We start from the raw sequence: 13,465 nt of genomic DNA, 5'->3' as shown, positions 1-13,465 counted from the left end.
TCTGACAAGTTCGAGACGGCGCCATCATTCCTGATGGCGCCGTTTTCGTTTGCCGCGGGCGACTTCGGTCGCGAGCGCATCGAGACGCGGCAGCCAGAGCGCCCTGAACCGGTCCAGCCAGGCGTCGACCTCGCGTAGCCGCCCCGGCTCGACGGCATAGATGCGGCGCGTGCCGTCGGCGCGCACCGACGCAAAACCGGCGTCGCGCAGGATCCGCAGCTGCTGCGAGACCGCCGATTGGGTGATGCCGAACTCGTGCTGCACGACGGCGACGACGTCGCCCGAACTGTGCTCGCCGGTCGCCAGCAACTCCAGGATACGCCGGCGGACGGGATCGCCGAGGATGTCGAAGGCGTGCACGGCGCGCTAGCCTCCGCCGCCGGGTTCAGGCTCGCCGCAATAGAACGCGGTGGTGTTGGCTTCTGCCTTGCGCGCGGCCGCCTCATCCGTGCCGGCCTTGATCGAGGCTCGGCACCAGTCGGCGCTGCTGCGGCGGATGAAATCCTTGCCGTCGGCCGACGCAGGCCAGGCCGCGGCGGCCGCGCGGTCGAATGGCTGTCCCGGCGGCGTCGCGAAGTACAAAGCGAGCCCCATCAAGGCGAGGTCCCAGCCGACCCCGACCGCGCCAGGCCCATAGCGATCCCAGAAGTCATCTTCGATGACCGAGAGGTGCTCCAGCTCCAAACGGGTTCCGCTGGAACCGTCGTCAGCCAGCGTCACCGTCACCCAGCTGACAGTGCCAGCAAACTCCCAAGTCACAGCAAGCTGACGCGGCGGCTCGCAGGCCGTGATCTGACCGCCGGCCTGCCCCTCGAACTGGTAGCGGCCGCCGAGTTTTAGGTCTCCGGAGATCGGCAGGAACCAACGCGGAATGCGCTCGGGATTGGTCAGCGCGTCCCAGAGATCGGCGATGTCGGTGTCGTAGCTGCGCGTCGCGATGACAGCCCGCGCCGGCTTGCCATCGTGGTCCCGGACGGCGACTTCGCGGACAACTGCTCCGACATAGGCGACAGGATCGATCTTCATGAGGGCACTCCGCATCAATATTAGCTATTACTAATATTAGCGCAGTCTAAATATCCAAAGCAAGCGGAACCGTTGCGGCCGTATGCCGCCGCTGACGACAGGATGAGCGAATGACTAGGCGGGACGCCGGCTCATTTCCGCGAGCACAATGTCGGCGGCGCGGACGCTCGGCGGCTGGTCGCCGGTCGACATCTTCCCGTCCATCGTCGCGAACGCCACGAGCTGCCGCAGACGGTCGGGCGAAGCCGCGAGGACATCACCCAGCGCTTGCGCGAGCTTGTCCGGCGTGCAGTTCTCCTGCAGGAACTCGGGAATGATGTCGCTGCCGATCACGAGATTGGCGAGGATCACCGACGACACCCGGATCGCACGGCGCAGGATGAACGCCTCGGCGGCACCGACGCGATAGGCCGTCACCATCGGAATGCCTGACAGCGCGAGCTCCAGCGTCACCGTGCCCGACTTTGCGAGCGCCGCGCGGGCCACGCGGAATGCCGCGCGCTTCTCGATCTCGCCGACGGCGAGCCGCGGCACCATGGGCCACGACGCGACGCCTTCGCGCACCATGGCCTCGAGATGCGGCATGGTGGGAAGCACGAGCTCGAACGGAGTGTGCTTGTTGAGCTCGCCGAGCGCCGCGCCGAACAGCGCCAGATGATGCCTGATCTCGCTGCGCCGGCTTCCGGGCAGTACCAGCAGGACGGGCGGCTGCGCATCCCGCCGCTTCTGCTCCTCCTCGTTCGGCCGAAGCGAAGTGAGCTGCTCGGTCAGGGGATGCCCGACATAGCTGCATGGCGGTCCCTGCAGCTTGCGATATTCCTCCGGTTCGAACGGCAGCAGCGCGAGCACGTGATCGACATAGCCTCGCATCGCGCGCGCCCGGCCCGGCCGCCACGCCCAGACCGATGGCGAAACGTAGTCGACGATCGCAATGTTCGGGTTGCGCGCCCGGACGCGGCGGGCGACGCGGTGGGTGAAGTCAGGGCTGTCGATGATGACGAGCATGTCAGGCGCATCAGCGAGCACGGCATCGGCCGTGCGTCGGATCAATTGCAGGATCTTCGGCAATTGCTTCACGACGGCGGCAAAGCCGATGATCGAGAGCTCCTCGATCGGAAACAGGGGATCGATGCCCTCGCCCGTCATCTCCCGGCCGCCGACGCCGGAAAATTGCACGGCATCGCCAAGGCGCTGGCGCAGCACCTTCATCAGTGCCGCGCCAAGGCGGTCGCCGGACTCCTCGGTCGCGATGAGGAAGATCCTGCGGCCGCTGCTGGGACTGCGCGCCTGCATCAGCCCGCCAGTCCGATGACAAACAGCCCTTTGGCGTCGGCGGCCTCGATCAGCGCCTGCGGATCGGCGGCAAGCGTGTTGCCGGCGATCACGGCGATGCCGGCGATGCCCGCCGCGGCCGCGCCCTCGACCGTGCGTGGACCGATGGTCGGCAGATCGAAGCGCAGATCCTGCTTGCTCTTCGGCGCCTTCACCAGCACGCCGCGGCCAGCCTTGGTGCGGATGCGGCCGTCGGCGCGCAGCCGCGCCACCCGCGCCAGGAGCCCATCGGTGCCTTCGATGTCCTCGACCGCAACCACGTGACCGTCGATCACCACGGCGGCCTGACCGATGTCGAACGGTCCAAGCGCATCGAGCACACCGCGTCCGCGCGCAATGTCGGCGAGCGCGCTCGAGTCCGGCGTCGTGCGCGTCACGGCGCCCTCAGGCATCAGGAGATCTGGCGCGACATCCTTGATTCCGACCATGCGAAATCCCTGCTGCTCGAGGATGCGGCCGACGCTCGACAGCAGATGATCGTCGCCGCCGCGGAACGCGCGCACGACATGGCCGAGCAGCCGCAGCGTGCCCCAGTCGAGCCGGATCTCCGACAACGCGGGACGCACCAGGGTGCCGATGAAGATCAGGTCGCGGCAGCCTTCGTCGCGGAACAACCGGGTCGCGCGTCCGAGCTGGCCGACCGAGATCCAGCGATGACGAAACCGCTGCGCGCGCGCCGGATCGCAGGCACCGCGCAGCGCGAACAGCACCGGCGTGATGCCGCGCGCGGTGAGCTGATCGGCGACCGCGAACGGCATGGCGCCGCCGCCGGCGATCACGCCGACCGGCGAAGAAACCGAGGGAGCCGCTGACGTCATGCTGGCGGCCATCCCCTGCTCAATTGACGTCGGCGGGAAGACAGAGCGGCCGGAGCTTGCCGCCCTCGATGAAGGCGAGGATTTCCGCGATCGCAGGATCCTCACCCGCCAGCGGCTGCACCGAAGCCAGCCGCTCGGCGAAGATGCCGGGACCGTGGAACAGTCTCTGATAGAACGCGCGCACTGTCGCCAGCCGGGCCTTGGTGAACTGGCGCCGCCGCATGCCGATGATATTGAGCCCTTCGAGCACCGCGTATTGACCGTTGGCTAACCCGAACGGGATGATGTCGCCGCGCACGCCGCAGACGCCGCCGATCATCACCTGCGAGCCGACGCGGGTGAACTGGTGCACCGCCGACAGGCCGCCGATATAGACGAAGTCGCCGATCTCGCAGTGGCCGCCGAGCGTCGCTGACGTCGCGAAGATCACGCCGTTGCCGACCATGCAGTCATGGCCGACATGGCTGTTGTTCATGAAGAAGCCGCGATCGCCGACGCGGGTGAGCCCACCGCCCTTGACCGTGCCGACATTCATCGTCACGCCTTCGCGGATCGTGCAGGCCTCGCCGACTTCGAGACGGGTCGGCTCGCCGCGATAGCTGAGATCCTGCGGTGGCCCGCCGAGCGCGGCAAACGGCGAGATGACGCAGCCGGCGCCGATCTTCGTGTGCCCGCTGATCGTGACATGCGCGATCAGCTTGCAGTTCTCGCCCAGCACGACGTTGGGGCCGATGATGCAGTACGGACCGATCTCGGTGCCGGCCCCGATCACAGCGCCATCCGCAATCCGCGCAGTGGGGTCGATCATGCTCATGTCGTTATGGTCCGGAATTCGTTAGTGGCGCCAAGGTGCTATGTGTCGGGTTCGGCGGTCGTTAGCGCGACTTTGCCCGCCCTGTCCAGTGACGTATGATGACGGCCTGTTGCAAACGAGAAGGTCGCAACCGATCCATGGTCCGGGCCGCCGCGCTGATCCTCAGCCTGTTCTCCGCGCCGATCGGCCCGGAGACCGCCGACCTCGGCAACAGCACGAGCGTCGATCTCTCGGCCTTCGACTGCCGCGACATCAACCGCAGCACGATCGTCCAGCGCGTCTGCTACAGCGCAAGCGAGCGCACGCTGCTGGTCGCGGTCAGGGGCAGCTACCAGCATTATTGCGGCGTGCCTGCCGAAACCTACGACGCGCTGATGATCGCACCATCGATGGGCGTCTTCCTCAACCGCGTCCTGCGGATCGCCGGTGCGGACGGCCGATACGCGTGCAGGATGTCTTGACCTCGGCGGCCCAGGGCTTTTTTTGACGCGTTTTCTTCACGCGGTCCGGGGGCCGCTTCGCTCGAAAACGCTCTAATCCGTCAGCATCGCGCCGACATCGGCCTCGGCGACAACCTGACCGTTGACCTTGGCGTCACCGTGAAACCACCACATCGTCTTGCGGCGGCCGAGCGAGCGCATGTGGTACTCGATGGTGTCGCCGGGCATCACCGGCTTCCTGAACTTGCACTTGTCGATGGTGAGGAAATACACCGCGCGCGGCTTCTCGGTGCCCTCGACCGACTTGATTCCGATCACGCCGGCAGTCTGGGCCATCGCCTCGATCATCATCACGCCGGGGTACACCGGGCGATCCGGGAAATGCCCCTGGAACGGCGGCTCGTTGAAGGTGACGTTCTTGATGCCGATACCGCTGTAGTCGGTGCGGATCTTGATCACGCGGTCGATCAGCAACATCGGAAAGCGATGCGGGAGCGTCTTCAGGATATCGTCGATATCCACGAGCTCGAATTTGACCGGTGCCTCCTCCATCACTCCTGTTCCTTGCCTTTGGCTTCGTTGTCGCGCACCAGGCGCTCCACCGCGATAATTTCCCTGAACCACTGCTTGGTCGGCTTGGCGAAATGCCCGCCCCAGCGACCATTGGCCGGAATGTCGTCCTTGACCGCGCTCATCGCCGTCACCTGGGCGCCGTCGCCGATCTTGAGGTGGTTGTTGATGCCCACCTTGGCGCCGAGCGCGACATTGTCGCCGATCGTCAGACTGCCGGCGAGCCCGATCTGGGCCGCGAGCAGGCAGTGCCGGCCAATGGTCACATTGTGGCCGATCTGGACCTGGTTGTCGATTTTGGTTCCTTCGCCGATCACTGTGTCGCGCAGGGAACCGCGGTCGATGGTCGAGGCAGCGCCGACCTCGACATTGTTCTGGATCACCACGCGGCCGGTCTGCGGCACCTTCACGTGCCCTGCCGGCCCGAAGAAGATGAAGCCGTAGCCGTCCTGGCCGATATTGCAGGCCGGGTGGATCAGCACGTTGTTGCCGATCAACGCGAACTGAATGGTGGTCTTGGCGCCGACGTTGCAGTCGCGGCCGATCTTGACGTCGGCGCCGATCACCGCGCCGGCGCCGATGATGGTGCCCGAGCCGATCTCGACCCGCGGGCCGATCACGACCAGCGGATCGACGATGACGCCATCCTCGAGGCGCGCGGTGGGATCGATGATCGCCGACGGGGCGATGCCCTCGGTCCCGAACCAGGATTGCGGCCGCAGCGCATCGGCGTGCCATTCGCGGGCGAGTTCGACGAACACCTGGAACGGTTTTGCGGCCCGCAGCACGGCGGTGCCCTTCGGCACCTGCGCCTCGAAACGCGGGCTGACCAGGCAGGCGCCGGCCTTGGTCGCAGCGAGCTGGTCGGCGTATTTGAGATTGTCGAAAAAGGCGAGATGCATCGGACCGGCCTCGTCGAGCGAGGCCAGCCCCCTGATCTGAAGCGCACCCCTATCGGGGTCGACCAGTTGCGCCTTCGTCAGCGCGGCGATTTCAGCCAGCGATGACGAAGGAGGACTCTTGAAGAAGATCGGCTGCGCCATTCCATCCGTCGCAGTCCGGTCGAGCAGCGGTGTTAGAAAGTCGTACCGCCGCCAAACCGGAATTCTTGCACGCGGTCATACGCACCCTTGGTCAGCGGTACAGCGTAGTCGAAGCGCAGCGGACCAAACGGCGACTGCCAGATCAGGCCGACACCGACCGAGGTACGGACAACCTTGCTGTCGTCAAACGACAGGCCTAGACAGGTGCCCGGCGACGGCGGGTTGTTCGTCGGCTTGATACAGCCGGGCTGGTTGACTTCGCCGGTTGCCGCCCACGAGGTCGGACCCTTGTAGTCATATAGCCCGCCAGCGTCGGCATAGACCGCGCCCTTGAGCCCGACTTCCTTCGGCAAGAACCAGAACGGCATCTGCAGTTCCGCCGACACACCCCAGTACTTGGTGCCGCCGATGGCGTCCATGGTGCCGTAGGGGTTGATGTCACGCGGACCGATACCGTTCGGCGCGAAGCCGCGGACCAGGTTCGGGCCCATCTGGAAGTGATCGAGCATGCGCAGTTCGTCGCTGCCGAGCTTGTTCAGGATGCCGCCCTGGGCGTGGATCACGCCGACGATGTCGGAGACCAGCGGGGTGTAGTACTTCGCGTCGATCGCGCTCTTGATGTAGCTGACGTCACCGCCGACGCCGGCGAAGTCCTGCTTGAAGTCGACGATCAGGCCATCGGTCGGGTTCTTGTTGTTGTCGAGGGTGTTGTAGTTGAGCGTGTAGCCCAACGCCGAGGTCAGGGTCTTGCCGTTCGCGAGTTCCTTGCGGACCGGCAACGAGGCTTCGCCGTCATAGAAGCAGCCCAGACCATTGGTCGACACCAGGCTGATCCCGTTCAGGTTCGCATAGGCCGGGCTCGGATTGAACGCAGGATTGGGCGTTACACCGTCAGCCAGGAAGGGATTGTTGTTACAGTTGTTCAACGTCGACGGCAGCGTGATTTCTTGCTGATAGATCGAGTAGCGCAGCTGCAGCGACAGATCTTCCCGCAGGCTGAAGCCGAGGCGCGGGCTGAAGCCCAGCGTCTTGGTGCCGTAGGCGATGTAGCTGTTGGACAGCTGCTGGCGCTGGTAGAAATCGAGGCCGAGCGCGACGCGGTAGTCGAGCAGATAGGGCTCGACGAACGACAGCGAGTAGCCGCGGGCATACTGGCCGTAGGTCACCGACGCCTTCGCGAACAGGCCGCGGCCGAGCAGGTTGCGCTCGGAGACGCTGACTTCAGCCAGCGCGCCATCGGTGGTCGAATAGGCCACCCGACACCGAGAAGTCGCCGGTCGACTTCTCCTCGAGATCGACGATCAGGATGACGCGATCGCTGGAGGACCCGGGCTCGGTGGTAATCTTCACCGTCTTGAAGAAGTCGAGGTTCTTCAGCCGGCGCTCGGCGCGGTCGACCAGCGCACGGTTGTAGGCGTCGCCTTCCGAGATATCGAATTCGCGGCGGATCACGTAGTCGCGCGTGCGGCTGTTGCCGCGGATGTTGATGCGCTCGATATAGGTGCGCGGACCTTCATCGATCGCGAAGGTGATCGACACCGTGTGATTGTCGAAATTGCGATCGCCGCGCGGACGGACCACCGCGAACGCGTAGCCGCGGCGTGACGCCTCGATCTGCATCTCCTCGACCGACTTCTCCAGCGCCTCGGCGTTGTAGAGCGAGCCGATATTGACGCGCGAGAACGAGCGCAGCGCGTTCGGATCGAGCGTTGCGATCGACGACGTATAGTTGACAGCCGCGACGCGGTACTGCTGGCCCTCTTCGATCTTGAAGGTAACCAGGAAGCCCTTCTTGTCGGGATCGTATTCGGTCAGTGCTGCCACGACCTGAACGTCGGCATAGCCGTTCTTGAGGTAGAAGCGGCGCAGCAGGTCACGGTCGGCCTCGACCCGGTCGGGGTCGTAGACGTCGTTGCCGCCGAGGAAGCTCAAGAGATTTGATTCGCGGGTCTTGATGACGTCGCGCAGGCGGGACGCCGAGTAGGCATTGTTGCCCACGAACTCGATCGACCGCACACCGGTCTTCACGCCTTCATTGACCTCGAAGATCAGGTCGACGCGATTGTTCGGCTGCTCGATGATCTGCGGATTGACCCGCACGTCGTAGCGGCCCGAACGGCGGTAGATTTCGGCGATGCGCAGGGCATCCGACTGCACCATCGGGCGCGAGAAGGTGCCGCGCGGCTTGGACTGGACTTCGGCGGTGAGCTGCTCGTCCTTGACCTTCTTGTTGCCTTCGAAGGCAACGCGGCCAATCACCGGGTTCTCGACCACGACCACGACGAGGCGCCCGCCCCGCTGATCGATATGGACGTCCTGGAACAGACCGGTCTCGATCAGCGCTTTCAGGCCGTCGTCGATCTGGGCCTGGCCCAGCCGACCGCCCGGTCCGGGATGGAAATAGGAACGGATGGTTTCGAGCTCGACGCGGCGGTTCCCCTCCACCGTGATCGAATCGACAGTCTGCGCAAGCGCAGGCGCAGAGACAGCAACGGCCGCCAAGGTCGCCGCCACCGGCGCGGCGAACATGACCAAGGCGGCAAACAGCCCCCCCCTCACTCGCATTCCAAACATCATGCGCAACGCGCCCTTATCTTTCGCAATGCCGGACCGTTCCCCAACGACCCGACAGATTCCCAACCTGCCGCTCAGCTTGTAGCCAACTTTGCCAAGGGGGCAAACTTACTACAGCTGAACATTTCCATTTTCATACCAAGACGTTGCCCATTGGCAACGCCACAGAAAAGCCCCGTTTCAGGACCCAGCGATTCTGAGGATGTCGTTATACGTCGCAAACACCATCAGCATCAGAACCAAACCCAGCCCGATTCGGAAACCCACCTCCTGCGTCCGCTCTGAAAGCGGGCGCCCACGAAGCGCCTCCGCGCTGTAGAACAAGAGGTGTCCGCCATCCAAAAGCGGGATCGGAAACAGATTCAGCAGCCCGATCGAGACCGAGAGGATGGCGCAAAGATTGATAACGAACTGGAACCCGGCGCTCGCGGCCTGCCCCGACAGCTTCGCGATTCCAATGACCCCGCTCACCTCAGCCGGATTGCCGGTCCCGACGAACAGCGACCCCAGGAACTTGAACGTGCTCGAAATGATGTACCAAACCTGCTCGACACCGATCTTCATGGCTTCAAAGACGCCGACCGGAGCGCTGGATGCCTCGCCGACCTGAGCCTTGTGCTCGATTCCGAGCACGCCGATTCGGTGGGCATTGCCGAAGGGATCCTTCACCTCCTTCAGTGCGGGCGTCGCCTTCAGCGCAACGACCGCGCCGTCCCGCTTCACTTTGAACCCAAGTTCTGAACCAGCATTCGAAGCTACGATGCGCTGCATGTCGGCGAAGCTCTGGATCGCGCTGCCGTCGATATCGACGACGACATCGCCGACCTTGAAGCCCGCGTTCGCAGCGACGCTCTCGGCGACCAGGCCATCGACCCGCGCGATCGTGCTGGGCTTGCCGTAATAGAGCGCCATGCCCGCGAAAATCAGGGCACCGAGAATGAAGTTCGCGACCGGACCGGCCGCGACGATGGCGGTGCGCTTGCCGACCGACTTGTGATGGAAGCTGCCTTCGCGCTCCTCCGCCGTCATGGCGGCGAGCGTCTCCGTCGACGGCGTCGACGCTTCGCTGTCGTCGCCGAAGAACTTGACGTAACCGCCGAGCGGAATCGCCGAGATCTTCCAGCGTGTGCCATGCCGGTCGTTGAAGCCGGCAAGCTCCGGCCCGAAACCCAGCGAGAACGTCAGCACCTTCACGCCGGCCCAGCGCGCGACCAGGAAATGGCCGAGCTCGTGAAAGAAAACAACGATGGTCAGGACGAACAGAAAGGGAACGATATAGCCGAGGAGCCCATGGCTCAACGCATTGATACTATGAAGAAAATACTCGGGCATTCGAATTCCCCTCGACAAGAGCCATAGGCTCCGTCCCCAACCCTCTAGGTTGCCTTTAAGGCAATTTGAGGCAATAGGGCGGCAGCTTTATTTCGCGCGATATGGTCAACGGAAATCGCATCATCCGCCGAGTTCAGTGGTGGCTGATTCCCCGACCTGATCCAATCGTTCATCGTCGCCTCGACCAGCCGGGCGATCGCACCGAACTTGATCTTGCCAGCAATAAACGCCGCGACCGCGATCTCGTTCGACGCGTTGTAGACCGTTGTCGCGCCATTGCCGAGCCGGAGTGCCTCGTAAGCGAGCCGCAGCCCCGGGAAACGCTGGAAGTCGGGCACCTCGAAGGTCAGCTGTCCGATCTTGGCGAGATCGAGCTTGGCGGACGGGCCGACGATCCGGTCCGGCCAGCCGAGGCAATGCGCGATCGGAATCCGCATGTCCGGCGTGCCGAGCTGGGCCATCACGGAGCGATCGGAGAATTCGACCATGCCGTGGATGATCGACTGCGGGTGCACCAGCACGTCGATCTCGTCGGGCGCCAGGGCGAACAGGTAGGACGCCTCGATCACCTCGAGGCCCTTGTTCATCATCGAGGCGGAATCGATCGTGATCTTCTGCCCCATGCTCCAGTTCGGATGCTTGAGCGCCTGTTCCAGCGTCGCCTGCTCGATGTCGGCGGGAGCCCAGGTGCGGAACGGCCCGCCGGACGCAGTGATGATCACCCGCGTCAGTTCCTCGCGATTGCCGGACGCCAGCGCCTGGAACAGCGCATTATGCTCGGAGTCCGCCGGCAGGATGCAGGCGCCGGCCTTCTTGGCCCGCTCCATGAAGATGTCGCCGGCGCAGACCAGGCACTCCTTGTTGGCGAGCGCGACGGTTGCGCCGCGATCGACCGCGGCGAGCGCCGGCTTCAATCCGGCAGCGCCGCTGACCGCGGCCATCACCCAATCCGCCGGCCGCGCGGCCGCCTCGATGATGGCGCTCTCTCCGGCTCCGCATTCGATCCGGGTTCCGGCCAGTGCGTCCTTCAATTCGGAAAGCCGCGCCGGATCGGCAATGGCGGCGAACCGCGCGCCGAACTCCTTGGCGAGCTTGGCCAATCCCTCGACATTGCTGTTCGCGGTCAGCGCCTCGACCCGGTAACGGTCGCGCGCGCCACGCAGCAGATCCATCGTGCTGTCGCCGATCGAGCCGGTGGCACCGAGGACGGTCACGGACCGCGCGGCGGATGCCGCCGCGGCCTTATTGTTACGCAACGGAACTGCGCTCATCTCATCACCAAATCATAAGACCGCGTCCGACGCCATCGGCGCCACCACGGAGAAAGCCGAAAATCGCCGCCACAATGACGGCCGCGACAAAGCCGTCCAGGCGATCCAAAAGGCCGCCATGGCCGGGAATGATGTGGCTCGAATCCTTCACCCCGAACCGCCGCTTCACAGCGGATTCGAAGAGATCGCCAAGCTGCGAGACCACCGACAACACGGCTCCGAGCATCAGCAGCGGCCCGGCCGTGCCGACCTCGAAGGCGGCAAAGCAGGCCGCAATCAACAGGCTCGCGACGAAACCGCCGGCCGCGCCAGCCCATGTCTTCTTGGGGCTGACACGCACCCAAAGCTTCGGCCCACCGATGCTGCGGCCCGCGAAATAGCCGCCGATATCCGTGACCCACACGATCAGCAACACGAACATCAGCGCGGCAAAGCCCTTCGCCGTATCGAGACGCAGCAGCACCGATGCGATCTCGGCGGCCGCAGCATAGAGCAATCCCGCGATGGCCCAGTTGCGCCGCACGCCCGATGTCAGCGCCACGACAACCGCACCGACGGCGAGGACCACCAGCGCCGCATCGATGCGGCCGGCGATCAGGCAAAGTCCGGCGAGCAGCAGCGCGACAACACCAGGCACCATGACGCGGAGTTCGCGTCCGAGCCCGGTGACCATGAGCCATTCCGCGAACAATCCGACCGCAACCAGCGTCACCAGTAGCGACCAGGCGATGCCGCCCAGATAGGCCAGCGCGATCGCAACCGGCGCCAGCACTAGCGCCGCAACCACGCGCATCGCGAAGTTGCGCGACCCCTGCTCGCTCGCGGCCGCCTGCTCGCTTGCTGCCGCCGGTGCGGCTTCGCGCTCGCTCACGAGCCGGTTTTCGCGGCGAGGCCGCCGAACCGGCGCTCACGCTTGCCGTATTCCGCAATTGCGCCTTCGAGCGCCGCCTTGTCGAAATCAGGCCAGTGAATCGGCACGAACACGAGCTCGCTATAGGCGGCCTGCCACATCAGGAAGTTCGACAGACGCTGTTCGCCGCTGGTGCGGATGATCAGGTCGGGGTCCGGAATGTCGGGCGCATCGAGATAGTGCCCGAGCGTATCGGCATCGATGGAGTTGGCGTCGCGCTTGCCTTCGGCGACCTCGCGCGCAAGGCGCCGCGCGGCGGCGGCGATCTCCGCCCGCGAGCCGTAGTTGAAGGCGACCACGAGGTTGAGCTTGACGTTGTTCCGCGTCAGCTCCTCGGCCTCGTTGAGCAGCGCGCAGATGTCGGGATCGAGCCCGGCGCGCTCGCCGATCACGCGCACCCGCACGCCGTCACGATGCAGCGTCGCCAGATCGTTCCGGATGAAGCGGCGCAGCAGGCCGAACAGATCGCCGATCTCGCTGGCCGGCCGCGACCAGTTTTCCGAGCTGAACGAAAAGATCGTGAGATAGACGATGCCGAGTTCATGGGCCGCACGCACCACGCGGCGCAGCGCCTCGACGCCGCGGCGATGGCCCTCGACGCGCGGCAGGCCGCGCGAAGCGGCCCAGCGCCCATTGCCGTCCATGATGATCGCCACATGCAACGGACTGCCGGAGCGATCCGGTCCGTCGGTTGCTGGGGCGGCGGCGTTCGACATCGACTCTTTCCCGTAGCGCCTTCAGACCGTCAGGATTTCCTTTTCCTTGGCGGCAAGCAGCTGATCAACTTCGGCGATCACACCGTCGGTCGCCTTCTGCACCTCGTTCGACAGGCGCTCCTGATCGTCCTCGGAGATCTCGTGATTCTTCTCGAGCTTCTTGATCACGTCGAGGCCGTCGCGGCGCACGTGGCGTACCGCGACCTTGGCCGCTTCCGCGTATTTGTGCGCGACCTTGACCAGCTCCTTGCGGCGCTCCTCGTTGAGTTCGGGAATCCGCAAGCGAAGCACCTGGCCTTCGGTTGCCGGCGAAAGGCCGAGGTTGGAGTCGACGATCGCCTTCTCCACGGCCTTCACCATCGCCTTGTCCCAGACCTGCACCGAGAGCAGGCGCGGCTCGGGCACGCTGATGGTCGCAACCTGGTTGAGCGGCATATGCGAGCCATAAGCCTCGACCTGGACCGGCTCCAGCATGGAGGCCGCGGCGCGGCCGGTACGCAGACCGCCGAGCTCGTGCTTGAGCGATTGTGTCGCGCCCTGCATGCGGCGCTTCACGTCGTTGATGTCAAAACCAGCTGCGGCCATGACGCTTCTCCCTTTACTAGAAACCGGCTGTCGA

At 64.9% G+C, this 13,465-nt stretch carries 13 protein-coding genes and 1 pseudogene; 1 reads left to right on the top strand and 13 read right to left on the bottom strand.

Annotated features, from left to right (window positions below; all coding sequences use genetic code 11):
• Positions 1 to 24: 24 nt before the first annotated feature.
• From ACVWW1_RS09315 to lpxA, 5 genes are all read right to left on the bottom strand, one after another.
• Positions 25 to 360, bottom strand: a complete 336-nt coding sequence (locus ACVWW1_RS09315; RefSeq protein WP_176531057.1) for an ArsR/SmtB family transcription factor — start codon at positions 358 to 360, stop codon at positions 25 to 27.
• 6 nt (positions 361 to 366) lie between these two features.
• Complete coding sequence (locus ACVWW1_RS09310; protein WP_456655579.1) at positions 367 to 1,026, bottom strand: SRPBCC family protein; 660 nt, start codon at positions 1,024 to 1,026, stop codon at positions 367 to 369.
• Between the two features lie 114 nt (positions 1,027 to 1,140).
• A complete protein-coding gene (gene lpxB / locus ACVWW1_RS09305) occupies positions 1,141 to 2,319 on the bottom strand; it encodes a lipid-A-disaccharide synthase (RefSeq protein ID WP_456655578.1) in 1,179 nt (392 codons plus the stop codon).
• On the bottom strand, positions 2,319 to 3,176 hold the full coding sequence (locus tag ACVWW1_RS09300; protein WP_456655577.1) for an LpxI family protein: 858 nt from the start codon (positions 3,174 to 3,176) through the stop codon (positions 2,319 to 2,321). Before ACVWW1_RS09300 ends, lpxB begins: the two co-directional genes overlap by 1 nt.
• A 19-nt stretch (positions 3,177 to 3,195) precedes the next feature.
• Positions 3,196 to 3,990 carry an acyl-ACP--UDP-N-acetylglucosamine O-acyltransferase gene (gene lpxA / locus ACVWW1_RS09295; RefSeq protein WP_456655576.1) on the bottom strand — a complete coding sequence of 265 codons (795 nt, stop codon included), beginning with the start codon at positions 3,988 to 3,990 and terminating at the stop codon, positions 3,196 to 3,198.
• A 137-nt stretch (positions 3,991 to 4,127) separates the two neighbouring features.
• Between lpxA and ACVWW1_RS09290 the strand changes: the two genes are divergently transcribed.
• Positions 4,128 to 4,451, top strand: coding sequence for a KTSC domain-containing protein (locus ACVWW1_RS09290; RefSeq protein WP_176531052.1), 324 nt, complete (start codon positions 4,128 to 4,130; stop codon positions 4,449 to 4,451).
• Positions 4,452 to 4,523: 72 nt separating this feature from the next.
• Here the strand turns inward: ACVWW1_RS09290 and fabZ are convergent, their stop codons facing one another.
• The 8 genes and pseudogenes from fabZ to frr all read right to left on the bottom strand — a co-directional run bounded on the left by fabZ (position 4,524) and on the right by frr (position 13,431).
• Positions 4,524 to 4,982, bottom strand: a complete 459-nt coding sequence (gene fabZ, locus ACVWW1_RS09285; protein ID WP_456655575.1) for a 3-hydroxyacyl-ACP dehydratase FabZ — start codon at positions 4,980 to 4,982, stop codon at positions 4,524 to 4,526.
• On the bottom strand, positions 4,982 to 6,043 hold the full coding sequence (gene lpxD, locus ACVWW1_RS09280) for a UDP-3-O-(3-hydroxymyristoyl)glucosamine N-acyltransferase (protein ID WP_176531051.1): 1,062 nt from the start codon (positions 6,041 to 6,043) through the stop codon (positions 4,982 to 4,984). The genes fabZ and lpxD overlap by 1 nt, the downstream gene beginning before the upstream one ends.
• Before the next feature lie 32 nt (positions 6,044 to 6,075).
• Positions 6,076 to 8,620: pseudogene (gene bamA, locus ACVWW1_RS09275) on the bottom strand (outer membrane protein assembly factor BamA).
• 177 nt (positions 8,621 to 8,797) lie between these two features.
• The gene (gene rseP / locus ACVWW1_RS09270; RefSeq protein ID WP_207829751.1) at positions 8,798 to 9,949 is read right to left on the bottom strand and encodes an RIP metalloprotease RseP; all 1,152 of its coding nucleotides are present in this window, start codon (positions 9,947 to 9,949) and stop codon (positions 8,798 to 8,800) included.
• A gap of 44 nt (positions 9,950 to 9,993) precedes the next feature.
• Positions 9,994 to 11,220, bottom strand: a complete 1,227-nt coding sequence (dxr, locus tag ACVWW1_RS09265; RefSeq protein ID WP_176531048.1) for a 1-deoxy-D-xylulose-5-phosphate reductoisomerase — start codon at positions 11,218 to 11,220, stop codon at positions 9,994 to 9,996.
• A 4-nt stretch (positions 11,221 to 11,224) separates the two neighbouring features.
• Positions 11,225 to 12,091, bottom strand: a complete 867-nt coding sequence (locus ACVWW1_RS09260) for a phosphatidate cytidylyltransferase (RefSeq protein ID WP_456655574.1) — start codon at positions 12,089 to 12,091, stop codon at positions 11,225 to 11,227.
• Complete coding sequence (locus ACVWW1_RS09255; protein WP_176531046.1) at positions 12,088 to 12,846, bottom strand: isoprenyl transferase; 759 nt, start codon at positions 12,844 to 12,846, stop codon at positions 12,088 to 12,090. The genes ACVWW1_RS09260 and ACVWW1_RS09255 overlap by 4 nt, the downstream gene beginning before the upstream one ends.
• A 21-nt stretch (positions 12,847 to 12,867) precedes the next feature.
• Positions 12,868 to 13,431, bottom strand: a complete 564-nt coding sequence (frr, locus tag ACVWW1_RS09250; RefSeq protein ID WP_207829754.1) for a ribosome recycling factor — start codon at positions 13,429 to 13,431, stop codon at positions 12,868 to 12,870.
• Positions 13,432 to 13,465 lie beyond the last annotated feature (34 nt).

It is taken from the genome of Bradyrhizobium sp. JR3.5 (assembly GCF_054057015.1).
This window is presented reverse-complemented; position numbering and strand designations above follow the sequence as displayed.

What these genes read in the sequence shown, in the direction of transcription:
- lpxA (WP_456655576.1), bottom strand. Translation starts at nt 3,990, where the DNA reads ATGAGCATGATCGACCCCACTGCGCGGATTGCGGATGGCGCTGTGATC.
- ACVWW1_RS09310 (WP_456655579.1), bottom strand. Translation starts at nt 1,026, where the DNA reads ATGAAGATCGATCCTGTCGCCTATGTCGGAGCAGTTGTCCGCGAAGTC.
- dxr (WP_176531048.1), bottom strand. Translation starts at nt 11,220, where the DNA reads ATGAGCGCAGTTCCGTTGCGTAACAATAAGGCCGCGGCGGCATCCGCC.
- lpxD (WP_176531051.1), bottom strand. Translation starts at nt 6,043, where the DNA reads ATGGCGCAGCCGATCTTCTTCAAGAGTCCTCCTTCGTCATCGCTGGCT.
- frr (WP_207829754.1), bottom strand. Translation starts at nt 13,431, where the DNA reads ATGGCCGCAGCTGGTTTTGACATCAACGACGTGAAGCGCCGCATGCAG.
- ACVWW1_RS09300 (WP_456655577.1), bottom strand. Translation starts at nt 3,176, where the DNA reads ATGACGTCAGCGGCTCCCTCGGTTTCTTCGCCGGTCGGCGTGATCGCC.
- ACVWW1_RS09255 (WP_176531046.1), bottom strand. Translation starts at nt 12,846, where the DNA reads ATGTCGAACGCCGCCGCCCCAGCAACCGACGGACCGGATCGCTCCGGC.
- lpxB (WP_456655578.1), bottom strand. Translation starts at nt 2,319, where the DNA reads ATGCAGGCGCGCAGTCCCAGCAGCGGCCGCAGGATCTTCCTCATCGCG.
- rseP (WP_207829751.1), bottom strand. Translation starts at nt 9,949, where the DNA reads ATGCCCGAGTATTTTCTTCATAGTATCAATGCGTTGAGCCATGGGCTC.
- fabZ (WP_456655575.1), bottom strand. Translation starts at nt 4,982, where the DNA reads ATGGAGGAGGCACCGGTCAAATTCGAGCTCGTGGATATCGACGATATC.
- ACVWW1_RS09290 (WP_176531052.1), top strand. Translation starts at nt 4,128, where the DNA reads ATGGTCCGGGCCGCCGCGCTGATCCTCAGCCTGTTCTCCGCGCCGATC.